At 55.0% G+C, this 25,309-nt stretch carries 24 protein-coding genes and 1 pseudogene; 7 read left to right on the top strand and 18 right to left on the bottom strand.

Annotated elements, in window-relative coordinates; translation table 11 throughout:
- Positions 1–257: 257 nt before the first annotated feature.
- From QMZ18_RS10485 to QMZ18_RS10410, 16 genes and pseudogenes are all read right to left on the bottom strand, one after another.
- Positions 258–950, bottom strand: coding sequence for a DUF1826 domain-containing protein (locus tag QMZ18_RS10485; protein ID WP_282606231.1), 693 nt, complete (start codon positions 948–950; stop codon positions 258–260).
- Complete coding sequence (gene zigA / locus QMZ18_RS10480; RefSeq protein WP_282606230.1) at positions 947–2,176, bottom strand: zinc metallochaperone GTPase ZigA; 1,230 nt, start codon at positions 2,174–2,176, stop codon at positions 947–949. Before zigA ends, QMZ18_RS10485 begins: the two co-directional genes overlap by 4 nt.
- A 50-nt stretch (positions 2,177–2,226) precedes the next feature.
- On the bottom strand, positions 2,227–2,496 hold the full coding sequence (locus QMZ18_RS10475; RefSeq protein WP_282606229.1) for a hypothetical protein: 270 nt from the start codon (positions 2,494–2,496) through the stop codon (positions 2,227–2,229).
- An 11-nt stretch (positions 2,497–2,507) separates the two neighbouring features.
- The gene (hisI, locus tag QMZ18_RS10470; protein WP_282606228.1) at positions 2,508–3,011 is read right to left on the bottom strand and encodes a phosphoribosyl-AMP cyclohydrolase; all 504 of its coding nucleotides are present in this window, start codon (positions 3,009–3,011) and stop codon (positions 2,508–2,510) included.
- Positions 3,001–3,654 (bottom strand): GTP cyclohydrolase I FolE, encoded by a 654-nt coding sequence (gene folE / locus QMZ18_RS10465; protein WP_282606227.1) that lies wholly within the window; start codon positions 3,652–3,654, stop codon positions 3,001–3,003. The genes hisI and folE overlap by 11 nt, the downstream gene beginning before the upstream one ends.
- A 152-nt stretch (positions 3,655–3,806) precedes the next feature.
- A pseudogene (locus QMZ18_RS10460) lies at positions 3,807–4,556 on the bottom strand (IS6 family transposase).
- A gap of 250 nt (positions 4,557–4,806) precedes the next feature.
- Entirely contained in the window at positions 4,807–7,071 is a 2,265-nt protein-coding gene (locus tag QMZ18_RS10455; protein WP_282606226.1) for a molybdopterin guanine dinucleotide-containing S/N-oxide reductase, read from the bottom strand.
- 93 nt (positions 7,072–7,164) lie between these two features.
- Positions 7,165–8,235 (bottom strand): 3-hydroxyacyl-CoA dehydrogenase family protein, encoded by a 1,071-nt coding sequence (locus QMZ18_RS10450; RefSeq protein ID WP_282606225.1) that lies wholly within the window; start codon positions 8,233–8,235, stop codon positions 7,165–7,167.
- Positions 8,232–9,425, bottom strand: coding sequence for a beta-ketothiolase BktB (bktB, locus tag QMZ18_RS10445; protein ID WP_282606224.1), 1,194 nt, complete (start codon positions 9,423–9,425; stop codon positions 8,232–8,234). The genes QMZ18_RS10450 and bktB overlap by 4 nt, the downstream gene beginning before the upstream one ends.
- A 57-nt stretch (positions 9,426–9,482) precedes the next feature.
- Positions 9,483–9,881 carry a rhodanese-like domain-containing protein gene (locus QMZ18_RS10440; RefSeq protein ID WP_282606223.1) on the bottom strand — a complete coding sequence of 133 codons (399 nt, stop codon included), beginning with the start codon at positions 9,879–9,881 and terminating at the stop codon, positions 9,483–9,485.
- Positions 9,882–10,058: 177 nt separating this feature from the next.
- The gene (locus tag QMZ18_RS10435; RefSeq protein ID WP_282606222.1) at positions 10,059–10,508 is read right to left on the bottom strand and encodes a CoA-binding protein; all 450 of its coding nucleotides are present in this window, start codon (positions 10,506–10,508) and stop codon (positions 10,059–10,061) included.
- Positions 10,505–10,876: a 2Fe-2S iron-sulfur cluster-binding protein gene (locus QMZ18_RS10430; protein WP_282606221.1), complete on the bottom strand. Its 372-nt coding sequence runs from the start codon at positions 10,874–10,876 to the stop codon at positions 10,505–10,507. The genes QMZ18_RS10435 and QMZ18_RS10430 overlap by 4 nt, the downstream gene beginning before the upstream one ends.
- Complete coding sequence (locus QMZ18_RS10425; protein WP_282606220.1) at positions 10,873–12,228, bottom strand: selenium-binding family protein; 1,356 nt, start codon at positions 12,226–12,228, stop codon at positions 10,873–10,875. Before QMZ18_RS10425 ends, QMZ18_RS10430 begins: the two co-directional genes overlap by 4 nt.
- An 86-nt stretch (positions 12,229–12,314) precedes the next feature.
- A complete protein-coding gene (locus QMZ18_RS10420) occupies positions 12,315–13,112 on the bottom strand; it encodes an enoyl-CoA hydratase (RefSeq protein ID WP_282606219.1) in 798 nt (265 codons plus the stop codon).
- A 2-nt stretch (positions 13,113–13,114) separates the two neighbouring features.
- Positions 13,115–14,281 carry an acyl-CoA dehydrogenase family protein gene (locus tag QMZ18_RS10415; protein WP_282606218.1) on the bottom strand — a complete coding sequence of 389 codons (1,167 nt, stop codon included), beginning with the start codon at positions 14,279–14,281 and terminating at the stop codon, positions 13,115–13,117.
- Positions 14,282–14,434: 153 nt separating this feature from the next.
- On the bottom strand, positions 14,435–15,367 hold the full coding sequence (locus tag QMZ18_RS10410) for a LysR family transcriptional regulator (RefSeq protein WP_282606217.1): 933 nt from the start codon (positions 15,365–15,367) through the stop codon (positions 14,435–14,437).
- A 262-nt stretch (positions 15,368–15,629) separates the two neighbouring features.
- On the opposite strand from QMZ18_RS10410, the gene QMZ18_RS10405 reads away from it, so the two are divergent.
- The 7 genes from QMZ18_RS10405 to QMZ18_RS10375 all read left to right on the top strand — a co-directional run bounded on the left by QMZ18_RS10405 (position 15,630) and on the right by QMZ18_RS10375 (position 23,179).
- The gene (locus QMZ18_RS10405; RefSeq protein WP_282606216.1) at positions 15,630–16,583 is read left to right on the top strand and encodes a tripartite tricarboxylate transporter substrate binding protein; all 954 of its coding nucleotides are present in this window, start codon (positions 15,630–15,632) and stop codon (positions 16,581–16,583) included.
- A gap of 51 nt (positions 16,584–16,634) precedes the next feature.
- Positions 16,635–17,135: a tripartite tricarboxylate transporter TctB family protein gene (locus QMZ18_RS10400; RefSeq protein WP_282606215.1), complete on the top strand. Its 501-nt coding sequence runs from the start codon at positions 16,635–16,637 to the stop codon at positions 17,133–17,135.
- A 4-nt stretch (positions 17,136–17,139) separates the two neighbouring features.
- Positions 17,140–18,657 carry a tripartite tricarboxylate transporter permease gene (locus tag QMZ18_RS10395; protein ID WP_282606214.1) on the top strand — a complete coding sequence of 506 codons (1,518 nt, stop codon included), beginning with the start codon at positions 17,140–17,142 and terminating at the stop codon, positions 18,655–18,657.
- A gap of 41 nt (positions 18,658–18,698) precedes the next feature.
- Positions 18,699–20,429, top strand: coding sequence for a thiamine pyrophosphate-binding protein (locus QMZ18_RS10390; RefSeq protein ID WP_282606213.1), 1,731 nt, complete (start codon positions 18,699–18,701; stop codon positions 20,427–20,429).
- Positions 20,429–20,782 carry a hydroxyisourate hydrolase gene (locus QMZ18_RS10385; RefSeq protein ID WP_282606212.1) on the top strand — a complete coding sequence of 118 codons (354 nt, stop codon included), beginning with the start codon at positions 20,429–20,431 and terminating at the stop codon, positions 20,780–20,782. The genes QMZ18_RS10390 and QMZ18_RS10385 overlap by 1 nt, the downstream gene beginning before the upstream one ends.
- 33 nt (positions 20,783–20,815) lie before the next feature.
- A complete protein-coding gene (locus QMZ18_RS10380) occupies positions 20,816–22,288 on the top strand; it encodes an FAD-binding oxidoreductase (RefSeq protein ID WP_282606211.1) in 1,473 nt (490 codons plus the stop codon).
- Between the two features lie 66 nt (positions 22,289–22,354).
- Positions 22,355–23,179: a TauD/TfdA family dioxygenase gene (locus QMZ18_RS10375; RefSeq protein WP_282606210.1), complete on the top strand. Its 825-nt coding sequence runs from the start codon at positions 22,355–22,357 to the stop codon at positions 23,177–23,179.
- Positions 23,180–23,568: 389 nt separating this feature from the next.
- Here QMZ18_RS10375 and QMZ18_RS10370 read toward each other — a convergent pair whose 3' ends face one another.
- On the bottom strand, positions 23,569–24,111 hold the full coding sequence (locus tag QMZ18_RS10370; RefSeq protein ID WP_282606209.1) for a hypothetical protein: 543 nt from the start codon (positions 24,109–24,111) through the stop codon (positions 23,569–23,571).
- Positions 24,112–24,382: 271 nt separating this feature from the next.
- Entirely contained in the window at positions 24,383–25,273 is an 891-nt protein-coding gene (locus tag QMZ18_RS10365; RefSeq protein WP_282606208.1) for a LysR substrate-binding domain-containing protein, read from the bottom strand.
- Positions 25,274–25,309: the final 36 nt, after the last annotated feature.

The following is a 25,309-nucleotide window of genomic DNA, read 5'->3' as shown; positions in this document are numbered from 1 at the left end:
CAGCCCGGTAGCTCGTCAGGCTCATAACCTGAAGGTCGCAGGTTCAAATCCTGCCCCCGCAACCAAATCAAAACAAAATCAATAAATACACAAACCCCGCATAAACGCGGGGCGATCGCCGTTCAGGGACGTGATCCGTGATATGGTTGGGTCCATCAGAGATCAGGTCCAGATTAACTTCCTGAGAATTGACGTGAGGACCCACCTTCCTTGAGAGAAGTTCGAGGGACGATGCGGTTTGCCCGAATGATAATGCGTCATGCAGGTGCGGGCCATTGGTCGGGAGATGTCACTGACGGTTTGTTCAGGCAAAGCAGCAAGCGTGTTTCCCCTGTGCCTGCGACTGGAGGTGAGCGGTGTACGATCCCGGTTCCAGGACCTGCACAGCTTCCCAGGAAGATAGCGACATCATCAGCCGCCAGTCTCTGGATCGGTCCCAGGAACGACTTCTGCTGGCTGATCGCAGCCTCTGAATCTGACGGATGAACCCACTCGCTCGTCGCGCCGCGATAGGTCGTAAGCAGTCGCGCATCCACACAGTCCCGATGGAACTTCCAGCAGGCATCGTGAGAGATGCGTTCGAAACGAACATCGATCAGATCTGTCCGGACGATGTCGGCGAAGAGCTGGACCAGTGTACTGATGTCGCCGACCAGAAGGTCGCGCATCGGGCCGTTCGGCATGCCCGCCTCGTCCAGAAGCGGCTGCAGCGCACGATGCAAGTCCGCTGGCCGGACAAGCAGTCTTACGTCGGGCAGTTCGGAGGGATCGAGCCGGTCGAGCCAGACTCGCAGATGCGCAGGAAGGCTGCGGCGCCAGATTGCAAGCGCAACATCGGGATTGTTGACGACCTGCAGCCCCTCAATCGTTTTGGACACTTCGATACCGTCAGGTGCGGTAGCCGACCGTCCTTTGGTTTTAACGGGTAGGGCGACTGAGGAAGTGGTCATTGCGGTTCCGCCCGTTTCCAGGCCGGAAACGGATCTCTTAACTTCTGCCAGATAGCCGACTGCATCGATTTGGCGTTCGCGTCTCCGACAAGACACCCGTCGAGCTGTCGTCGGATAGATGCTTCATCTAAGTCACTCCCTATGAAAACGATTTCCTGACGTCGGTCGCCGTACACGGGATCCCAGGATTCGGCAACGTACTGGCGCCACTCCGGATGATCTGGCCAACGCGCCTCGGGCACATTGGCCCACCAGAAGCCCAGGGCCTCATGGCGGACAAGTGCTCCGGCTTGACTTAACTCGCCGACCCATTCGGGGCGAGTGGCGAGCCAAAAGTGCCCCTTGGCACGGATGACTCCCGGCCAAGACGCATTAATGAAGGCGTAGAATTTCTCGGGATGAAAGGGACGGCGTGCCCGATAAACGAAACTATGTACTCCATATTCTTCCGTCTCCGGTTTGTGTTCCGCAAAGCCATAGAGCTCCTTGAACCAGAGGGGATGCTCCTGCGCTTTGTCGTGGTCGAACCGGCCGGTGTTCAAGACTTTGGCAAGGGGCACACGCGACATGCTCGTTTCGACGAGATCGGCGTCGGGATTGAGTGAGCGAATGATCTTGCGCGCGGCATCAAGCTGTTCCGGTGAAGCGGCATCGATTTTGTTCAAGACGATAACGTCGGCAAACTCGATCTGCTCGACGAGCAGGTTGACGAGTGTGCGGGCGTCTTCCTCGCCTAGCGCCTCGCCCCGGTCCTTGAGGAAATCGGTGGATGCATAATCTTGCAGGAGGTTCATTGCATCGACAACCGTGACCATGGTGTCGAGTTGCGAGACGTCCAGTAGGCTATCGCCATCTTCGGAGCGAAAATTGAATGTAGCCGCCACGGGAAGTGGCTCTGAAATGCCGGTGGATTCGATCAGAAGGTGATCGAACCGGCCATCTTGAGCGAGGCGACGTACTTCCTTGAGAAGGTCATCGCGCAACGTGCAGCAGATGCAGCCGTTGGTCATTTCGACCAGTGTCTCTTCTGTGCGGCTGAGATTGGCGCCCCCATCGCGAATGAGATCGGCATCAATATTGACCTCGCTCATGTCGTTGACGATGACCGCTACGCGCTTGCCTTCGCGGTTGTTTAGGATGTGGTTCATCAAGGTGGTCTTGCCGGCACCAAGGAAGCCGGACAGGACAGTTACGGGAAGCTTGGGATCTGTGAGAGGTTCATTCATGGGCGGCGACTTTCATATTTACAGCATCGTTTGCGACAGTGTTGGATTACTCAATGCGGTCCGCCTGCGGTCGATATCTCGTCAGCAAGTTGGCTCAGCACAGATGCCACGCCGGTTGGTCCGTAGGCCTGAACGAGACGTGGCATCAACTCTGTCATCAACGCGGCGAGAACCGTATCGCTGGGGATGCCCGCTTTATCGCAGCGTGCGATCGCAGCGCGCACCTCACCCAGAGCTTCGGCAAAGCGCAGAGGCAGATCGACGTCAGAAGTATCGTCGACAGGCTCAAGCAGGGCCTGTATTTTCGTTCGTTCAGGCATATGGCGGTCCCTCAAAGCTGCGTCGGGTTCGGTGCATCACCGTAGACGTCCTTCGGATCGAAGCTTCGGCTTTTTTCCGTGAATACGAGCCGTGCTGGTCCGCCAGATGGGCCACGGAGTTCGACCGATCGATAAAAGCAGGAACGGTAGCCGACATGACAACTGGCGCCAGACCCGGCGATCCGGACGCGTAGCCACACGGTGTCCTGATCGTCGTCAATACGGATTTCGATAACTTCCTGGACGAGGCCGCTGGTCGCGCCCTTGTGCCAAAGACACTGTCTGCTCCGGCTCCAGTAGTGCGCCTCTGCGGTTGCGATCGTTCGTGCCAGCGCTTCCCGGTTCATGTATCCGAGCATCAGTACGTCGCCAGTGTCACCGTCGGTGGTAATGCAGGGAATCAGCCCGCCGGAATCGAATTTGGGTGCCAAGGCGAGGCCTTCCTCTACCTGTTCGACAGTCGTTCGGGCGGCGAAATGGGCGACTACGGGCGGTACAGATTTATCAGGATTCATCTAAAGCGCTCCTGGAGCCGCCGATCATCGCAAGGAATTCCCGCCGGGTCGCAGGATCATCGCGAAAGGAGCCCAGCATGCGGCTGGTCACCATGCTGACCCCAGGCTTTCGGATGCCGCGTGTGGTCATGCATTGGTGCGCCGCCTCAATCACGACTCCGACACCACGCGGTTTTAGAACTTTGTGGATGGTGTCTGCTATTTGTGACGTCAGCGCCTCTTGAATCTGCATCCTTTTTGCGAAGACCTCCACTAGGCGGGCGAGTTTGGAGATGCCAACGACTTTCCTGGATGGCAGATAGCCGATATGCGCCTTGCCCAGGATTGGGACGATATGGTGTTCGCAGTGCGATTCGAGGCGAATGTCGCGCAGGACGACCATCTCGTCATAGGCGGCCGTCTCCTCGAATGTGGTGCCAAACAAAGCGACCGGGTCAGCATGATATCCGGAGAAGAATTCCTCATAGGCGCGGACTACGCGCTTGGGTGTCCCTTTTAGTCCCTCTCGGTCAGGATCGTCGCCTGCCCATTCAATGAGGGTGCGGACAGCCGCCTCGGCCTCAGATTGGCTGGGGCGGCGAGGCGCACTCGAGGCGGCTCGTGCTGAGTTCGCCGGCTGGTTCCCGAACACTGCAGTGTCCATGCCTACTCCTTCCCCGCATTCAAGTCCGATTCTTCGAGAGCAATCGGCGTTCACGACTTTAATAAAACGTTATAACGTAACAAAAACGAGAAACAAGAGGCTTGTTGCAAAGTGTGATTACGGTTGAGCTTCATTCATGATTCATGGCTTTTTCACGCTTTGTTAAGTTTTAGGAGTCTGAAGCAGAGCGCGAGCATCTCGTTCTGTTTGTGAATGCCCCATTTTCCAAAAGCTCAACCCCTTGCGTAACCAGAGCATGGCTTCGAAGCCTTTGATCGTTTGTCGCGCTGTATTGAAGCTCTGAAACCCACCACTGCGAGGAAACCGTTGTTTCAAAATGAATTGATCGCTCTCGATCCCCTGTTGGAGATACTTGGTGACATAATGGATCGTGCCATTCGGCAAAATGCGGTTGTTTTCGCTATCTTTGACAGCGGCGGCAAGAGCGCGGTCGCCATCCGTGCCAATCCGGCCCGGCGCCAGCAATGGCATTTCCTTGAGCGATTTGCGGAAGAAGCGCCTGGCGGCATCCCATCTCGTTTGGCTGAGAGCATGGAATCGACAGGCTTGCCGTGTTTATCGATCGCTCTGTACAAAAAGCGCCACCTGTCTTTGATACGCACATATGTTTCGTCGATCCGGTAAGGTCCACAGGGGATCTTGCGGAATCGGCGCAAGCGCTTCTCCAACAACGGAGCATAAGCCAGAACCCATCGATTGATCGTACTGTGGTCGACGGGAAGCCAGCGTTCCAGGAGCATTTCTTCAAGGTTTCTGGAGCTCAGAGCGTGCCGGAGATAACAACCCACTGCTTGTAGGGTCAGACCGGCTTCAGAATGACGACCCTTGAAATCATCCTTGGCCTCTTGTCTCATTTTCTCTGCAAAAACACTCAGTATCATCGCGGCATCCTCGTAAATGAGGCGCCAAAACATCATGCAACCTGATGACAATTCCTGAACCAAATCAACGTTGCGCCAAGCTCTTCAATGATCTGCGGAACCATATAAAGTTAGGATAGCGACGGGTCATCCAATGCATCGAGCCGCAGGATCAATTTATGCGGGCCAGTAAATCAGTTTTCGTCAGTATTGTTGGTATCATGTCCCCGCAACCAAAATATCACCCGCCACACAGCGGATATTTTATCGGTTATGAGCCGGCAGGATTTTGTTTTGGGTCGAGGTAGGGCTCTACCGCCACCAGGCAGGAATGTGCGATCGGACCCTGTGCGAGGCTGGAAGTGCCTTTGTCGAGGGTAAGAGCGTTGGGATTGCCGTGTCGGCAGGTAACGCCATCCGGGTCGAACCAGGCACCGGTGGCGATCTGGATGACGCCGGGCCGAATCTCGTCACTGATATTTAAGGCAGCCAGGCAAGCGCCACGGGTGTTGTGCAGGCGGACGATCTGATCCTGCGTCAAGCCACGTGCCGAAGCATCATCGGGATTCATGGTCACGGGCTCAACCCCAAGAGGACGATCGGCGCGGCTGACGGAACCATGGTCAAACTGGCTGTGCAGTTTGTTACGTGGCTGATTCGAGATCATGTGCAGCTGATCAGGCTCCGTGCGCCCAAGCCATTCGGCCGGCTCGAACCATGCCGGGTGACCGGGACAGTCGTCATAGCCGAAGCCCGCGATGGTGTCCGAGAAGATTTCGATCCTGCCACTGGGTGTGGCAAGTGGATTTGCCTCAGGATCGGCGCGGAAGGCTTCCATCATGATATTCGGACTGTCCGGCAGGGGCACCTTGATCCAGCCGTCGCGCTGGAAGTTTTCCCAGCTCGGCATTTCAACTCCCTGCTGTGAAGCCTGCTGGCGCGAGATATCGTAGATCCAGCGCTGCCATTCGTTCGGGCTACGTCCCTCGGTGAAGGCCTCTTCCACACCCATCTCAGCGGCGATACCCCGGAGAATCTCATGATCGTCACGGGCGTCGCCCACGGGTGCTATCGCTTGATCCATAACGACCTGATAAGGGTCCTTTGGCGTTAGCGCGATGTCGGAGCGTTCAAGCGACGTGGTGCAGGGCAGCACGATATCGGCATGCTTCGCCAGGCTGTTCCAGCACCATTCATTGACGATGATCGTTTCGGGCTTTGCCCAGGCGCGGCGCATGCGGTTGAGGTCCTGATGGTGGTGGAACGGATTGCCGCCCGCCCACCAGACCAATCTGATATCGGGATATTCGTAGGATTTACCGTCATAATCGAACCGTGTGCCGGGACTTTCCAACAGGTCGGTGACACGGGCCACGGGAATGAAGTCCCGCACCGGGTTGCTGCCCTGCGGGAAGGAGGCGTAATTGATCTGGCGGCGGTTCAATCCAACATTGTTCATTGCCGAATAGCCGAAGCCGATGCCGGTGCCCGGCAGGCCGATCTGACCCAGCATCGAGGCAAGCGCAATCGCCGCCCAGAAAGGCTGTTCGCCGTGATCCTGCCGGGTCAGCGCCCAGGCGACCGAGATCATGGTGCGGCGAGCGGCCATGCGTCGGGCGAGAGCACGAATTGCGTCGGCGGAAAGATCGCAAATTTCCGCTGCCCATTCCGCAGATTTGGGAATGCGGTCGGTCTCGCCCATGAGATAGGCGGCAAAGCGGTTGAACCCCACTGTGTAGCGATCGAGGAAGACGCTATCTTGCAGGTTTTCCACCAAGAGCGTGTGCGCCAGGCCCAGCATCAATGCGACATCCGTGGAGGGACGCAACGGAAGCCACTCGGCGCCGACCGCATCCATCACGTCGGAGCGCAAGGGGGAGACGTTGACGATGGAGACGCCAGCCTCGTGCGCGGCCCACAGTCCCGCCTTTTGAACGTGCGCGCCCGTACCGCCCTGGCTGATCTGTCCATTCTTCAAGGGAACGCCCCCGAAGGCCACGAAGAACTCGCAATCGGACGCAATGGACTCCCAGCAGGTCGTCTCGTCCACATGCTGGCGGAAAGTGCCCAGCACATGTGGCACGAGCACCTCGGCGGCGGCGAAGGAATAGGTGTTTTTCGAGCCGGTGTAACCGCCGATGCAGTTCAGAAAACGTTTGAGCTGACTTTGTGCGTGATGAAACCTTCCGGCGCTGGCCCAGCCGTAGGACCCGGCGTAAATCGCACGGTTGCCATGTTCGCGCCGCACCCGGTTTAGTTCGCTTGCCACCAAGCGGTTGGCATGGCCCCAGCTGACTTCGACGAATTCGTCCGAGCCACGCTTCTCGCCATCTGTTCCCGGCCCGCCTTCCAGCCAGCTCTTGCGCACCATCGGCGCGGTAATCCGGGTCGGCCCCTCCAAGACATCTACAATGCCCGGTCCAATCGGAGAGGGATCGGGATCTCGTTCGAACGGATGCAGGGCAACAATCTTTCCGTCCCTGACCTCGACGCGGTAAGTGCCCCAATGTGCACTGGTTAACGGCATTGTCGTCATTCTGAAAGCTCCGTAGCGAATTAGCTTCACCGATGTTAAACAGCGCGCAGATGGACTTACTGGACGGATTCTCTGGAATCATTCCTCCGAAAACTAAACCGAAACGGATCCGACCCAGTCGGGCTGCACCAGACAAACCAGGCGTTTCACTTTTGCTGCTCCTTCCTCGCGCATCATTTCCACTGGACCTTTGGCAAAAGTAAAGGCTCTGCGGGCTCCCATGTCGATGTCTTTGGGAGCCGCTACCTGTTCGGTCAGTTCCTCCAGAACGCTAAGGAAAATCGCACCTTTCAGACGATCGCCGATGCGGGTGCGCGTAGTGACATCGATTCGAGCGTCGCCTGTCAGATCCCAATCGTCATCGGCATCGCCGGTTGTTTCCAAGCTCCTTGCCGGCGCATAAAATGACCCAAGCGGCGTCAAATTACGAACTGCGGCCAGGTTGATTCTTGGTTTCACGATGTTCATGACGGCGAAAGGGCCGATTGCGACACCAAAGACGTCTCGTGCGACTTCGTCGATCTGGGCGGGAGTGCCAAGACCATCGTCGTAACATCGAGCCGCTTCGTTGGTGTAAGGACAGAAGAAGCGGTTCAGCGCGAACCCGCTTCGATCGAGACACTCAATAGATTGCTTCCCGCAGGCTCCGAGAAATGACAGAACCGCATCTATGGTCGCGTCGGCAGTCGCGTCGGTTCGTACGACTTCGACGACAGGATTCACTTCTGCCGGGCTGAAGTAGTGGAGTCCACAGAGCCGTTCAGGGCGGATAAGCCCCGCTCCGATGTCGCTGACCTTCAATGCGCTTGTATTGGTCGCCAGTTGGGTTTCAAGTCCGACACTGGACTCCAGTTTCCCAAAGACACTACGTTTTACGGCGAGGTCCTCAAAGACGGCCTCGATCACCAGATCGCTGTCCGCGGCACTGTCCATCTTTGTTGAGAAGCGGCAGCGGTCGAGTGTGGCCGCCGCTTCGGTGCCGCTCATTTTTTGTTTTTCCGTCTGCCGGTCGAGATATCTCCGGATACGGCTTAATGCGCTTTCGAGTGCGGCCTCGGTCATATCGATGACGATCACGTTGAAGCCGCTCACAGAAGCCGATATTGCTATTCCTGCACCCATGGTGCCGGCGCCGATGACCGCAATCCGTTTCATCTCGCTCATTGAACGGCCTCGGCGTTTTCGACGATGACCGCGATACCCTGACCGCCCCCGATACACATTGTTGCCAACCCAAACCTGCCGCCGGTCCGGCGCAATTCGTAGATGAGTTTGATCAATATGATGGCACCGGATGCGCCGACTGGGTGACCAAGCGCAATCGCGCCGCCATTGGGGTTCGTGATCTCCGGTGGGAAGTCCAATTTACTTGCCACCGCACAGGCTTGAGCCGCAAAGGCCTCGTTGGATTCGATTGCAGAGAGATCGGATATGGCCAGACCGGCACGATCCAGGGCTTTCTTAACTGCAGGTATGGGGCCCAGGCCCATGACTTCCGGACCAACACCCGCAACTGCAGCGGAGCGGACAAAAGCCAATCTGGGCATGTTGTGTGCTGATGCCGCGCGCTCTGACGACAGTATAAGCGCAGCAGCACCGTCATTGATTCCTGAGGCGTTGCCAGCGGTCACTGTTCCAGTTTTTTGAAAAGCGGGACGGAGATTCCGAAGATCATCGGGCGAGATATCAACGCGGACGTGCTCATCCGTATCAAACAAAACTTCTTTGCGGGCCTTTTTAATGGCAACGGGAAGAATCTGTTCTTTGAAATATCCTGCCTTGATTGCAGCTGCCGCTCTGTGATGGCTGGTCAGAGCGAGTGCATCTTGGTTGTCGCGATCTATCGATTCCTGCGCAGCAATGTTTTCAGCCGTGACGCCCATGTGGCCATTACCAAAGGGGTCAGTCAACGCGCCAAGCATCATGTCGGTTGCCTTAACATCCCCCATCTTTGCGCCGAACCGCGCCGTGGTCATCAGATGGCCCACCCGGCTCATGTTTTCCGCACCTCCCGCCACAACGATTTCGGCGTTGCCGAGCATGATTGCTTCGGCCGCTGTCACGACCGCCTGGAGGCCACTGCCGCACAGCCGATTAAGTGTCAGTGCTGACGAAGAGTTGGGGAGACCGGCATCGATCGCGGCAACCCGTGCCAGGTACATGTCGCGTGGTTCGCTGTGGATGACGTTGCCGAAGACAGCCTGATCGACGCTTGAAGGTGAAACCGAGGCGCGGCCGATGGCTTCGCGGGCAACCAGGGTGGCTAATTCGCAGGTCGGTGTAGCCGCCAGCGCGCCCCCGAAATCTCCGATGGCAGTGCGCACACCGGATGTGATTACGATGTTTTTGAACAAGAAAACTACTCCTGGGAACCAAAGGGCGGAACAAGCAGGTCACCCGCGTTAATCGTGTTAATCGACCTTTTCCACAGGAGCATCGGCTTTAAGCCAGGCCGAGAAACCGCCCTCGATATGGACAACCGGGTTCAAACCCATTTCCTTCGCGGTTTTGGCACTTAATGCAGAGCGCCAGGCGCTGGCACAGTAGAAGACGTAGGTTTTATCCTGATTGAAAATGTCCTTGTGGTAAGGACTTTCCGGATCAATCCAGAATTCCAGCATCCCGCGTGGGCAAGAGAAGGCGCCGGGGATTTTACCAGCGCGCTTCAGTTCGCGGATGTCGCGCAGATCAACGAAAACGTGGTCGTCACTACCTAGAAGCTTTGCTGCATCGTCAAGCGTGATCGCAGTAACTGTTTCGTTGGCTTCTGCCAGGAGGGTTTTGATCCCTTTGGTGATGGTTTGAGGCATTGGTCTTTGTAACCTTCATGTCACTGAAGCATGGTTTGAGGAAAAGCGAGGAAAATCGCCGGATAAGTTGCTTTATCCAAACTGGACAGAATAGCGGCACAGGCACGACTCCTGGACAGCAACAGGGATGACCGCCCTCATAGTGCCATTCCCGGTCTTCAGGTCCCGCCCGCTCCATCAGATGGTCAGATGCAGTTTGGGTTTCCAGAATGGCCGGAACAGTTCGATTTTTGGACAGCGGTTCATCACGACCTTCAAGCCCGCGTCTTCTGCCAGCTTGGCTGCCGCATCATCCCGCACGCCGATTTGGCCCCAGAGAACCTTGGCGTTAATTTCGATCGCTTCTTTTGCGACGCCGAACAGATCTTCCGAGCGTCGAAAGACTTCAACCATGTCGACCGGCTGGTCTATCGCTTTAAGCGACGGGTAAACCTTCAATCCCCGGATTTCGCCGCCTTCGAGGCGTGGGTTGACGGGAATCATGTTGTAGCCGGTTTCATGCAGCACACGCAGGACCCCGTATGAAAACTTGGTTTTGTCTGCGCTGGCACCAACCATTGCGATGGTTTTCACCGACTTCAATATGTCTTGAAGATAATCTTCAGAATAGGGCTCGTCGTGATTCATGTCTTCTCCTCTAGGGGAGTGGCAATATCAGCTTTAAGCTCATGCGCCGCCAACGGGTCGAGAAAGGGGTTGCGGTAAAGGTCGCCGTGGCTCTCGACTCCGATCTCCAGCGTGCAGTCGGTTACCGGCCGAGCGACACAGAGAATAACGTAACCGTCATTGATCTGCCGATTGTTCAATGCAACCTGAGCTTTTTGATTGACCTCGCCGGCGATCAATCTGGCAGCGCAGGTGATGCAGCCGCCGTATTTGCAGCCATAGGGAAGGTCGACGCCCTGATCGAGCAGGGATGTCAAAAGCGGCTTGTGCGGATCAACGCGATAAACCGCATTGTCTCTGTTTGCGATCGTGATTCTGTGCTGGGTCATACCCAAATGTCGCTTGTGCAATCGCCGCCTGGATAACGTGTTTCGTGGCAGCGGCTTGGGCCGTTGGGTTCTTTTCCGAAATCGACAACGAAGTTCGGATCGATTTCCATTCCGCCTGTTTCCGTATCGCAGTTTACCATCAGCATGCAGCCGCCGTTGGTGCGGATCTCGGGGTAGAATTGGTTATCCCAAGTACTGAAAAGGCTGGTGGTCACATAGAGCCGCTTGCCGTCGAGGCTGAGCTGGATCATCTGCGGGCCGCCGGTGACTTTTACACCGTTCACAAAAGGGGCTTTGTCAAGAAGACCGCCCATCCAGACCTGACCGGTCAGCTTGGCATTATGCGGATCGGAGATGTCATATTGCCTGATGTCGCCATGCAGCCAGTTACAGAGATAGAGGAATCGGTCATCCATACTCAAAAGAATGACGGAGATGACACCCGGAACCGGAATGGGCCATTCGGGATGCGGCTCATTCCCCACGTCGACGATTTTTTCCCATTGCCATTCGCCGGCTGCGTCTTTCCACCAATGAATGATGTTGGCGCTCAATGCCGCTCCGACGAAGCCGTGGCTGCTGTCGGGGTTGTGATGGAAACGTACTTCGAGGGGGATCAGGCCATCTTCGCCCAGATACATTGTCTGTTTGGGCTCTCGCTTTTCAAAATCCCAGAAATGCAGCTCACGGCCGTATTTCAGATGGCCAACCTCTTCCAGATCGAAGCCTGGCATGAAGGTATTGGGGGCGGCCCACTCAGAACTGACCATGACGTTGTGGCGCGGCTGGTACCAAAAGTCGTACCCGAACTTGATGTCTCCCATCGAGTTTTCCCAACGGCCGACGATCTCGAAGTCTTTGTTAAGATGTAAGTAGCCGCCAGGCGCATTGCCTTTCGCATCGCCCAGCATCGAGATGATAATCTCGGATCCCAAACAATGTACCGTGTGAGGTGCTGAAAGGTTGGTCCTGGCTTTGATGTCTGAGCCCTTTACAATTTTGTGCAGGGCTGGATTTCGCGGATCAGTGCCGCAGTCGACAATGTGCAGATTTGTCGAACGCACACCCGGAACAATGAGGTACTTGCGTTCCATGTCAGCGTCACCGTGACAGGAGGAGCAGGCGTTCCACCCCATATGATGCAACTCATCCCCAATGCCCGGCATTTCGAGCCGCGAGATAACCTGAGAATAGGTGGGACTGTCGGGGTCGGCATCAATCGTGCAGAGATAGTCGGGCTTTTGAATGCCGGTTCCTGTATAGATTGCAATGGTATAAAGGAGCTTCTCGCGTGGTGCCTGCATAGCTTCCGAAGGTGAGGCATAACCAGGGCCGCAGCAGTGTTCGGTCATTAGATTCTTACCCTCTTCTCAGAACGCCAGCCGTTGAACAGACGCAATTCGTTGCGTTAAAAAGTACCTGTTGGATCGTACCGCAATCAAAGCGACCGCCAACTCGGCGGACGTTTTTCAATAAAGGCACCGATGCCCTCTTCAGCGTCCGGTTCCATCATATTCTGAACCATAACCTCAGCCGTATAGTCGTAGGCTTCTGAGACGGACATTGAAGCTTGACGGTAAAAGGCATTTTTACCAACCCTTATAGTTGCCGGCGCTTTGCGAGCAATCCGAGTTGCCAGAGCAAGTGTGGTCTGTTCGAGTGCTTCGGGCTCGACGATCCTATTGATCAGTCCCGCCTGCAAGGCGTTATCTGCGTCAATCATCTCGCCCGTGAGCAGCATCTCCATCGCTTTCTTACGCGATACGTTGCGCGACAAGGCAACCATCGGAGTGGAACAGAATAAGCCTATATTGACTCCCGGTGTTGCAAACTGGGCATCACTTGTAGCAACAGCCAAGTCACAGCTTGCCACAAGCTGACAGCCAGCGGCGGTGGCCGTACCACGCACAGCCGCAATGACAGGCTTGGGGCAATCGCCAATTGAGAGCATCAACCGCGAACAGCTGCCCATCGTTTCTCTATAGAACGCCAGGCCTTTGTCCGGATGTTGACGGGCGCTGGTGAGTTCCTTCAAATCATGGCCAGCGCAATAGGCCGGACCATTCCCCGCTAGCACGATGGCATGCACATCACGTGACGCACCCAGGTCGATGATGGCCTGATGTATACGGCCAATCATCTCCAGAGACAGGCTGTTGCGTGCGGCTGGGCGGTTCATCGTCAAGCGCGCCACGCTGCCGTCGCGATCTTCGATCAGGATGTCATCTGCGCTCACTATCAGTCTCTCAGCAGGCCGCGCGCGATGACCAGCTTCATGATCTCGTTTGTACCCGCGTAAATGCGTTCAATCCGGTTGTCGCGATACATGCGTTCCATCGGGTATTCACTCATCACCCCGTAGCCGCCAAAGAGCTGCAGACAGCGGTCGATGATTTTGGCCTGCAGATCGGTCAACCAGTATTTCGCCATCGACGCCTTTTCGGTCGTCAATCTCCCTTCAAGGTGTTCGGCGATACAGTGGTCGAGAAACACCTTGGCGATGGTGGCTTCAGATGCGCATTCGGCAAGAACGAACTGTGTATTCTGGAAGTCGGCGATTTTTTTGCCAAAGGCAGAACGCTCTTTGACGTAGTCCAGCGTGAGGCGTAGAGCGCGCTCCATACGGGCCACGGCATAAACCCCGATCAGAAGCCGCTCCTGCGGTAATTGCTCCATCATCTGTACAAAGCCTTGCCCTTCTTCGGGACCAAGCAGAGACGAGGCGGGAACGCGCATTTCGTCAAAAAACAGTTCGGAGGTGTCGTTGGATTTCATCCCCAGCTTGTCAAGGTTGCGCCCACGCCGAAACCCTTCAGCGCTGTCGGTTTCGACCAGAAACAACGAGATACCTTTGCCACCCGCCTTTGGATCGGACTTGGCCGCCACTATGATCAAGTTGGCCAGAAATCCGTTGGTGATAAAGGTTTTGGACCCCGAAATCTTATAGTGGTTGCCGTCCTTTACGGCCGCGGTCTTGATACTCTGCAAATCAGACCCGGCACCCGGCTCGGTCATGGCGATGGCGCCGATGAGTTCGCCGGACACCATCCGTGGCAAAATGCTTTTTTTCTGCTCTTCTGACCCGTAATGGATGATGTAGGGGATCACGATTGAGTTGTGCAGTCCGCCGCCCCAACCATCGATGCCGGCTAGATTGCCCTGATAGGCGATAACCGCATCATGTGCAAAGTTGCCGCCTGGGCCACCAAAATCTTCGGGCACTTCGGCGCCGAGCAGGCCCAAAGCCCCAGCCTTTTGCCACAAACCGCGCCCGACGTCGCCACGCTTCTCCCATTCGCTGTAGTGGGGGACACATTCTTTTTGGTAAAACTGACGACAGGAATCTTCCAGCATGCCCAACTCGTCGTCCATCCACCGAGATTTGGGAAAATCGAGATCAGGCATCCGGTTCTTGCTTTCGGTTTGGGTGGAAACCGGCAGAGCCTAGTTCAATCAGATATTCCAAAACCAATCGAATTTAGCTATGCACACGATCTGAACTTGATATGGCATTGAGCTAAAGGCCGCTTGAGAATTGAATTTGGTCGGTTGGATTTGTCAGGCTTCTGTAATCAATTGGCCTTTCCAGTTGCCTTCGGTGACCTCGGCTATCAGAGTCTGTTGAACGATCTCGTAAACCGCGTGTGACGCACTTGTCAGCGGTCGCATGGATGGTATGGCCAATGAGATAATGCGTGAGAGGCTGGGACTGATTATGCGGCGAGCGTCGACATCACCTGTCTCCCAAACATCGGCCATCGAGGGCCAGTTTAGAACAGTCGATCCTACGCCTGCACGCACCATGCTTCGAATTGTCAACAGCGACTGCTGTTCGTAACAAACCTTGAGATTACGGCCGATCTGCATAAAAGCTTCTTCAAGGCTGCGCCTGACATGCACCTTACGATTGGGCATGATCAGTTTCTGATCTTCAATTTCCTGGAGCGGGATGTCGGTTGAGATAGGGTCTGTGCCTTGGCGCTTCGAAAATAGGAAGAGATTTTCCTGCAGTATCGGTTGAAATGTCACGTTCTGCAGGCGTCCGACGTTGGGGATGATGCCAAAGTCCACGCGTCCGGCATCAATGGCTTGTCCCGTCTGAAAACCGAACCCATCTTCGATAATTACAGTGATATCGGGATAAAGCTGTTGCGCCTTCTGGACAATTTTCGGGGCCAATAATCCCGCGATTCCGACGGGGATCGCGAGCCGGATTTCACCGACCAGTTCACCGGAGCTTCTGCGCGCGTCCGTTCTTGCAATTTCGACCTTGTCGAGAATGGCACGTGTATGGTGGTAGAATCGTCGTCCTGCGCTGGTGACAGTCGTGCCTCCGGGACCGCGATTCAACAGATCCACGCCAATCTCTGCCTCCAATTCGACCACCTGCCGGCTAAGGGCCGGTTGTGCGATATTCAGTTCCTTGGAAGCAGCAATGAAGCCACCGTTTTCCACGATGCTCGCAAAGTATTTCAGTTGAATTAGCTTCAAAGCGATACATCGCCCGATCAGTCAAGTCATGCCTACATGATATGATGGCGGTGGGTGCAAGTAAACGATGCGCGCCTATGGTAATGAGAATTCCCTCAGTTTCTCGCAAATTTACACAAGATTCTGCGCCGTATAGCTTGGATTTCGGACTTGTGATGCCGTTTTGTGATGAGATGCATAGCTTTTATGAATTAGTTCTTACGCAATAAACAAATAAAATGGCTCCCAACTTGTCAAAATGGGCAAGACCTGGGAGGAATCCATGAAAAATCTATCTTTGCTCAGTAAATTGTCTCTTGCTGGCGTTATGTTCCTAAGCTTGGCAACACATCCCGTGCTGGCTGAAGATTATCCGAGCAAGCCCATTGAGATGATCATTGGTTTCAAGCCTGGCGGGTTTTCTGACGCCATGGCACGCAAGCTATCCGAGCCGCTGACCGAAGCACTCGGACAAACGATTGTTCACACCTACAAGGGCGGAGCGGGCGGCAGCATCGCTGCGACAGCCGTCGGGAGCCAGCCAGCCGATGGCTACACCCTGGTGGTTGCAACCAGCCTGACCTTCGCGTTCAATCCGCTGCAGGGCAAGGTGAAGTATTCGAAAGACGATTTCGACTATCTCTTGACCATGGCGCGGTTCGAAACCTCGTTCGTATCGTTGTCCAGTAAGCCCTGGACGGATTTTCCATCGATGATCGAGCATGCGAAGTCGACGGGAAAGCCTTTGCGCTACGGCACCTTGGGACCTGCTGACCGTGCGCAAATCGATGCTGTATCTGCTGCAACAGGAGTCACGTTTATCCCGCTTCCGATCAAAGGCGGTGCAAATATGATGCAGTCTATTCTTGGTGAGCACGTGGATTTCGGCCTAAGCGGCGGGCCGCATATTCAGTACGTAAAGTCGGGCGAAATGATTGTCCTCGCGGCTTCCGGCTCTGAGCCCCTAAACTCGACGCCTGACGCGCCGACCATGTCGAGTTTAGGCTATCCGGCCGTCAGCTATAACTCGGTTATCGCCGCGCCCAAGGGACTTTCTGCTGATGTTAAAAGCAAACTCGAAGCGGCTTTGATCAAGTCTGCGAACGATCCGAGGTTTCAGGACCTTGTCCAACAGCGATTTGTCGGTATCCCGCCGATGGGTGCGGACGAAACCGCCGCCTCCATCGAACGCATTTCAACGGCGATGAAGGCCGTTGTCGAAGAGATGCAAAAATAGCGACCCTCTGTCCGTTGAATCCGTAATGACCGATCTGAAGCGTCACGCCCGATGAACACAACGAACAGAAACAAGGTATCGATCGCCGTCTTGCTGCTTTGCGGGAGCGCCCTTTGGATCATCCCTTCGCAGATTGAAGACGGCGAGACTTCATTTGCGGCAGGCGCGGCGTTGTTGCCGGATGTGGCGGTGAGTCTGATCTTGTTCCTAACACTGTTGGAACTGATTCACTCCCTTGTAAAGACGGCCCGATCGGTTGCAGGTCGTGAGCAGGCCTTGGCGAATGATGTTCCTCTGAAGAACGCCCAGGTTCTTGCGGTTGTTTTTGTGACCGGCGCCATGTCCATATACGCGTTTGTTTTGCCGGTTGCAGGTTATCTGCTCTCTTCTACGCTTTTGTTGGGGTTTCTGATGCTTTGCACGGGAGCGCCGCGTTCACGCCAGGTGATTGCGGTCACATTTGCGATCGTCCTCATCCTCTATCTTGGGATGAAGTTTGGGTTTGGCGTCAATATTAAGGCGCTGCCGGATCTCGCCTTCTTGGGAGGGTGAGTAATTGGACGCGCTGATCGCCGGCATATTGTCTGTGTTTTCACTTGGCCCTTTGATCGGGATTGCCGCCGGCGTCGCGGTCGGCATCTTTATGGGCGCCATCCCCGGCCTGACCGCCGCCATGGCCATCGCTTTGCTTTCGCCCGTGACTTTCGGTATGGAGCCGCTCACAGCGATCGCCTTTCTGACCGGCATCTATAAGGGCGGTACCTTCGGCGGGTCGATATCAGCCATTCTTCTCAACACACCCGGTTCACCAGAAGCAACGGCGACTGCTTTTGACGGCTATCCGCTTGCCAAAGCCGGACAGGTGAAACGCGCGCTGCATATGGCGCTGTTTGCCTCGGTGGCGGGTGCCCTGTTGGCGGATGTCATGCTTTATGTCGTCGCTGCGCCGTTTTCCAGGATCGCCTTAAAGTTTGGCCCGACGGAAATCACCTTCGTCGTTTTGTTCGCCTTCACCTTCGTTGCAGGCCTGACCGGCAGATCGATGTCGCGCGGCATGGCCGCCTGCGCCTTTGGGGTACTCTGCGCGATGGTTGGACTTGATCCGATGTCGGCGACGCCACGTCTGAACTTCGGGTTTATCGAATTGCAGGATGGCTTGCCTTTGCTCCCGATTGCTATCGGGATGCTGGGCGTTACCGAGGTCATGCTGGCCATTGAACGCGCGTTAAAACGGCGCAAGAGCGGATCTGCAGACGAAGCCAACTCCATCAGCGAAACAAGCGGTCCAGCGTTGTCCGTGACGGAGTTTCTTGCCTATTGGAAAACTGTTTTGCGATCTAGTTTGATCGGCTCGGCGATCGGTGCTTTGCCCGGCATCGGCGCGTCCATGGCGGCTTTTGTCGGCTATGGTACGGCCCGCAAATACTCCAAGACTCCAGAAGAATTCGGAAAAGGCACTTTGGACGGCGTCGCGGCCCCGGAAGCGGCAAACAGTGCGGTCGTTGGCGGCAGCTTCGTTCCTTTGCTGACATTGGGTATTCCCGGAAACGTGACCACTGCGCTGCTGATAGGTACTTTTCTGGTTCATGGTATCGAACCCGGGCCGCATGTCTTCAAGACCGAACCGACTCTGATATACGGCATCTTCACAATCTTGTTCGTTGCGAACTTCTTCAATCTTGCGATCGGTTTGCTCGGAAGCGGGCTTTACGGCCATATCGTGAAGGCGCCTGAGTATTTCAGTTACGCGATTGTCGGGCTGACCTGCGTGACCGGTGTTTACGCATCTTCCAACAGCGTATTCAGCCTCTACGTGATGATCGGCTTTGCAGTCGTCGGTTACTTCATGAAGAAATTCGATTATTCATTTGTGGCCTTCTTGATCGGCTTTGTCCTGGCCCCCGAATTTGAAATCGCATTCAGATCGTTTCTCTTGATCGCCCAAGGAGATCCCCTCGGGTTGATCATTGGAAGTCCGATTGCCCTTCTGTTCTGCGTACTCACGATCATCGCCGTCGTGCGTATCGCCTGGACGGGGCGCCCTAGATCCAATGACATTAAGCAGCAAACTTAATTTTTCTGATGGCACAGGCGATCTTGAAACCGGAGATATCTATGAATTCGGAGCCTAAAATTCGTGGCGGCGCACTGCTCGCACGAGCATTAAAGGAAAAAGGCGTCGATCACGTCTTTACCTTGGCGGGCGGTTTTTGCAACCCAGCTCTGGAAGGCTTCATGGAATGCCAGATGCCGGTCATCAACTGTCCCCATGAGCAGGTGGCGGGACATCTTGCAGATGGGCACACCCGGATCACGCGTAAGCCGTCCATTTGCCTTGTTGGACCCGAAGGTTTTGCCAATGCGGTGCCTGCGATGCTCGAAGCCTGGGGCGAGCGCTCTCCGGTGATATTCGTAACCGGATCTTCGACTTTGAAAAGACAGGGCTCCGGAGGGTTCAAGGAGATTGATGACGTGGCGATTGCTTCGCCACTGACCAAGTATTCGGTTCAGATCACGGACGGTGAGCGGATCGGGGAATTTGTCGACCGGGCCTGGACAGCGGCGACAACCGGCTATCCCGGTCCGGTTCATATCAGCTTGCCGGTGGACATCATGTTCTCATCGTTTTCCGAGACTGCGGGGAGGCAGGAACGACCTTTCAATTGGACGGCCCGCCCATTGCCACGTGCGTGGCCGGAACCTGCGGCATTGAATGAAGTTATGGATCAAGTGCGTAAAGCCGAACGACCAGTGATCATAGGCGGGCACGGGATCTGGTGGTCGGGCAGCGAAGAAAAGCTCGAAACAGCGGGCAAGACCCTGCGCATTCCGATCTTCAACGTGCCCTATCATCAGAAACTCCTGAGCGAAGAATGTGAAGCCTACATGGGTCTCGCTGATTTTCACCAGTATCACCCGTCCAAAAAAGCAATCCAAGAAGCCGACCTCGTGCTGATGATCGGATGCCGGCTGGATAATCAGATGAACTTTGGGAACCCGCCGTTCGTTCCGAAGGAAGCCAAGCTCGTGTGTGTGAACGGCAGCCACGAGGAACTGGAACATAATCGAGCTGCGGACATAAGTCTGTTGTCTGACCCAGGAGCCTTCCTCGACGAAATGCTCTCCGTCAAGAAATCCTGGTCCGAATGGTTTGATTTGCAAAGATCCCGACGCGCAGCTTGGGTGGCTGGTTGGAACGAGCATATCGCCGACGAATCAGCAACCGATCTCAAAGAGGGCCGCAAGTTACACCCGCTTCAGCTTGCACTGGATGTTCAGGCCGAACTGAACGGCGAAGACTGGCTGGTGTTTGATGGCGGGAACACACACTTCTGGAATGAAATCGCGGTCAACCTTGCGGGCTGGGGTGGGAAGAAGTTGGGAGGGATCCTGCATCCCGGCAACTACTCAATGCTGGGTGTCGGCGTCTCCTTTGCGCTTTCCGCCAAGAACACCCATCCCGACAGGAATGTGGTTTTGATTACTGGAGACGGCGCGTTTTTGTCTGGCGGGTTGTCGATCGAAGCGGCGTTCCAAGAAGGCCTGCCGATTGTTGTGGTGGTTGATAACAACGGTGGCCTCGACTGTATTTCGCAGCAGCAGGAGCGTCTCTTTAAGAACGGCAATCACTTTGCGACAGACTTTCGCGATATTCCCTTTCACAGCATGTTTGAGGGCCTCGGAGGTCATGGCGAACTCGTGGAACGCCGGGATCTACTCGTACCAGCGCTTCGTCGCGCGATTGCCAGTGGTAAGACCGCTTGTGTCAATGTTAAGTGCCGCGGCGTCATCAGTCCGATTGTTGCCGCGACATCTGATAAACGTGACAAAGCCTCGATCGAGTAATGGCGCGCGTTTCATCACATGTGCTGAACGGAATGGATGGCACGCACGCCGATGGTATTGCTGTCACGCTGTCACGGATTGATACCCGGGAATCGACACGAATCTTCGCAGTCGACACAGATGAAGGCGGCCGGGTTTCGGTGGAGGTCGATCTGACAGGCATCGACGCTGATGCCATTTACGAGATCGTTTTTACCACTGGCCACTATTGGGATAAGCGAAATCTACAGTTCGACGCAAAAGGGATAACCAGGGAGGTCGTACTGCGGTTCCGGATGCCTGATCGACACAAGACGTACCACATGCCGGTTATCCTATCACCTAACAGCTATTCAACCTGGTTTTCCGGTTGAGCGGCAAAGCACAGTGTTACCTGGACAAAAGTCATGCAGGCGAAAACCCCTGATTCTCGTTTACTGAACCGACTAAAGTCGATCGTAGGATCGAAGGGCTGGTGCGCATCGGATAGTGCCGGGAAGTACTTTGCCGATCCCAGGGGTCACTTCCGCGGCAATGCCTCTATTGTGCTGCTTCCCTCGTCGACACAACAGGTTTCTCAAGTGGTCGCGGCCTGCAACGAGGCGCAGGTTGGTATCATTCCCTTTGGGGGAGGAACAGGGGGTGTTGCAGGACACATGGAAATCAGCGGCAGCCTTCCGGTCGTTCTTTCTTTGGAGCGCATGAATGCGATCCGCTCTGTCAGCATTGATGACGAGACGGTTGTCGCGGAAGCCGGATGCATTCTCGCTAGTATTCAGAAGATTGCAGAACAACACGGACGCCGATTTGGATTGTCGCTCGCCTCCGAAGGCAGTTGCACGATTGGTGGAAATCTTGCCAGCAATGCTGGCGGTATCCAGGTTTTAAGGTACGGCAACTGCCGTGATTTGTGCCTCGGGATCGAAGCCGTTATGCCCGACGGTTCGGTCCTCAATGACCTGAAGCCTCTGCGCAAGAACAACACCGGTTTCGATTTAAGACACCTGCTCATCGGCTCTGAAGGGACGCTGGGGATCATTACAGCGTCAGCGCTGAAACTATCTCCGTTGCCAGAAGACTCTGTCACGGTTATGTGCGTCGTCCCTGCGCCGGGTAGTGCGTTGAAGCTGCTACACAAGATTCGTAATAAGCTCGGCGAGACTGTGACGGCTTTTGAGCTGATGTCTGGCTTGGGAGTCACTCTGGCGACCAAGTATTTCGAGGCGCTGCGTAATCCGTTCGATGGACCCTTTGAGTGGTGCGTTGTAGCAGAAATTGAAGGACACAAAGGGATTCAGTGGTCTCTCGAAGAGGTTCTTGAGCAGGAACTTGAGCAAGGCAACATCGTTGACGCCGTTTTCGCCGAATCTCGCAGCCAAAGCGAAGCGCTTTGGAATCTCAGAGAGCTCGCCTACGAATACAATCAAAAAGAAGGTGCCATATGCAGCTCAGACACTTCGGTGCCGGTCAGCCAGATCGAAAAATTTATTGAGCTGACAATTACGGCAATTCGTTATCTGGACGACGGCCTTCGAGCCAACTGCTATGGACACATCGGCGATGGAAACATTCACGTCAATATCTTCCCGCCACAAGATGTATCGAAGCAGGCTTACATACAGATGCACCCGGGTATCCAGGAAACCACTCGGATGATAATCAATGAAACAACACATCAATGTGGCGGTTCGATTAGCGCGGAACATGGAATCGGCAGACTAAGAATATCGGAATTGCAACGCTACGCCGACAAGACAAAGCTGGCTGTCATGCAGACAATCAAAACCGCTATCGATCCGAACGGCATCATGAATCCTGGGGCCGTTTTCGAAGCACACGGCCAACCGACGCAGATTCTGTCAGCCTCCTCCGAAGGATAACCTGAATCCTCGTTCATGCGACCAGCAGAGAGGCAGTATTGGATGGTAAAGTCAGGAGCCTTAGATATGCCAATTGAAACGTTTAAGGTTAGGCCGATAACACCTGTTTTAGGCGCGGAAGTTCATGGAGTTGACCTTTCCAAACCGCTGTCTGGTTGCCGGTCTGACGAGCTTCGCGGCATGCTCATGGACTATCAGGTGATCTTCTTTCGCGACCAGAACGTTTCGCTTGAGCAGCTCAAACGATTTGGCCGGTTGTTCGGAGAGTTGGAGGTGCACCCTTATGCATCCTCGCAAAACGGCCATCCCGAGGTTCTGCCGATCCACGCGGACGCAAAATCAAAACAGGTGGCGGGCGAACGCTGGCATTCGGATGTATCTTGCGATGCAGAACCACCAATGGGGTCGATTCTGCACTTACACACCGTTCCGGAAGTGGGGGGAGATACTCTCTTCTCCAGTATGTATGCCGCCTACGACGCATTATCAGAAAAGATGAAACAATATCTGGATGGGCTGATTGCCGTACATGATGGCGGGCCAAACTATAGGCGTCGCGCAGCTATCGAAGGTCTCGACGACAAACGGGATTTCCCTCGTGCTGAGCATCCGGTCGTTCGCACTCACCCTGTGACAGGCCGGAAGGCGATATTCGTTAATCCGGTTTTTACGACAGCCATCCGTGGTTTACCGGAGAATGAAGGAGACGCTACCTTGCAATTTCTCTACAACCACAACAGTCAACCGCAGTTTCAACTACGCTTCAGATGGCAGGAAAACTCGATCGCTTTCTGGGACAATCGTTGTGTCCAACACATTGCTATGTGGGATTATTACCCACAAGTGCGTTCCGGCAATAGGGTGACTGTCAAGGGCGACAAGCCGTATTAAGAAATAAGCCAACTCAAAGTCATTTTATGCCAGCACGCGCGCGTTGCCGGGCCTGAGAATGACAGTCTGTTCAGTTGTTTCGGCTTCCTGCACATTGTTCACTACGCGCGGGACTGTTCAAAAACGATCATCCTGATGTGCCTGAAGCTATGCTGAGGCAGTTAACGGGTTTCGTAAATGTCGTTGTTTGCGGGCCCCCGCAACCAAATCATTCCCAATTCAAAATATACCTATCCAACCCCGCAAACTCGGCGGGGCACTCGCCGTTCGGGTCAAGGCAAACAACCATATCGCCGAATTTGGGAAACTTCTTATAAAGAGACCGAACCTCCCCATGAATATACTGACTGTTGGCGTCGATCCTGTAGGGCGATTGGCCGGCTTGGCAGCTAATATGCAGGGAGAGCCGACGCCGGGCGCTTTAATCTGTCGAAGTTCTCCAAAGAGAAGTCGGATTTTACACCTGTCTCCCAATCAAACAGGCCACGCTTCAATTTCATCAAGGGGCCCATATAGATATGGAGAGACAGAGAACAGATATCGCCGTTGGCAGAAACGGCGTGGATACAATCTTTGTTCAGTGACAGCACGTCGCCGGGCCCAACGATTTTCGTGGTTTTGTGCTTTAGCTGGCCATCACCGCGCCGGAAGAGAATATTCTTCTCTTCGCCCGAATAAGTTCCGATATGGGCTATCACTCTATGCTCGTGGGGTGGCATGATGACGTGGGGGCGAAAGCGGCAGCGCCAAATTGAAAGGGCGTCGTCTTCAAACAACATGACTTCGTCCTCTCCGTCTTCCGGCGTATGGGTGATAATCGGGCTGGGGTCGGAAACGTACTTTTCCAGTAACGTCCGCACGGACAAATTCGGATCAGGTTCTTTTGCAGCGCCGCGTACCGCTGCGACGAACTCGTCAAAAGAAAAGCTCATAGATCTTCTCCAGGTTTGCTGCCCATAACAGCATAAGTGTTTGCGTATCCAGCGAACTCTATAGCAAATCGTGGCGAGATGCGGGACCAGCTGCTTGAGATGAAGCCGGACTTCGGGAACTGGGAAGCTGTTACATCAACGATTTTCAGTGAGTTGGGGTATTGGCCGGAAGGTAAAATTCACCGATGGTTTGGTCCGCTCATGACGTAGGCCGGAAACGGGTCTTTAGGACCTCGAATGCGGTTCGCCGCACCAGGCAATTCGGGAGGTTTCAGCGCTCACTTATCAAGCGTCCGGCATCCTGAGGGCTGCTTGCAACGTCGCAGAAGGACCGGATCAGCCGGGACTGTTTTCGTTCTTCGAGAAAGGCCAAAAAATACTGAGTGCGCACCGTTGCATCCCGGATCGGGATCGGTTTGAGATTTGGATGTGCCACAAACTCGAAATCGGCGACAAAGCCAATTCCCAGGCCCCGCTCGACGGCTTTCCAGATGCCTTCCCGGCTCCCGATATCGAGTACCGGGTCGATGGTGACACCATGTTCGCCAAGCGCCCGCTCCATTGCGGTACGGGTGGTCGACCCGCGCTCGCGCTGAACGACTTTTTGATCTTGCAGCTCGTGAATAGAGATGCTGTCGCGTTCGAAAAATGGGTGCACAGCGTTTACGAAGACGACGACGTTGTGCGCGCTATAAGGCATCGTTATCACGCGCGGGTCGGAATTGACCTCTGCAATCAAGCCCACATCCGCCTCATAAGCGAGCAACCGCTCAAAGCTGCGTTGTGAATTTCCAAACTGCACCGTGACATCGATATTGGGGTAGTTCGACTTGAATTCGACGATCATATCGGTCGCGTGAAATGGCCCAACCGCTGCAATGCGCAACGTCCCGGATTGCAAACCTCCGAGGGAATTGAGCAGCTCTTCGGCTTCCTCCTCGATCTGATGCAGCCTGGTGGTGACTTGATAGAGTTCGCTGCCGGCAAGCGTCAGATGCACATCCCGCCGGGCGCGACCGAAGAGTTCGACGTCATAGCGTTGTTCCAACGCCTTGACCTGAGTCGACAGAGTCGGCTGGCTGAGGTTTAACGCCTTGGAGGCTGCGGAAAATCCGCCGTATCTAGCCACGGCGTGGAAGGACCTGAGGGCGTTTTTTAACATAGAGTGAGTATATCGTTTCTATCATGTTAATCAATT

It is taken from the genome of Pelagibius sp. Alg239-R121 (assembly GCF_947331435.1).
Classification (GTDB): Bacteria; Pseudomonadota; Alphaproteobacteria; order Kiloniellales; family Kiloniellaceae; genus Denitrobaculum.
The sequence above is the reverse complement of the archived record's forward strand: the minus strand, read 5'-3'. Positions and strand labels throughout refer to the sequence as shown.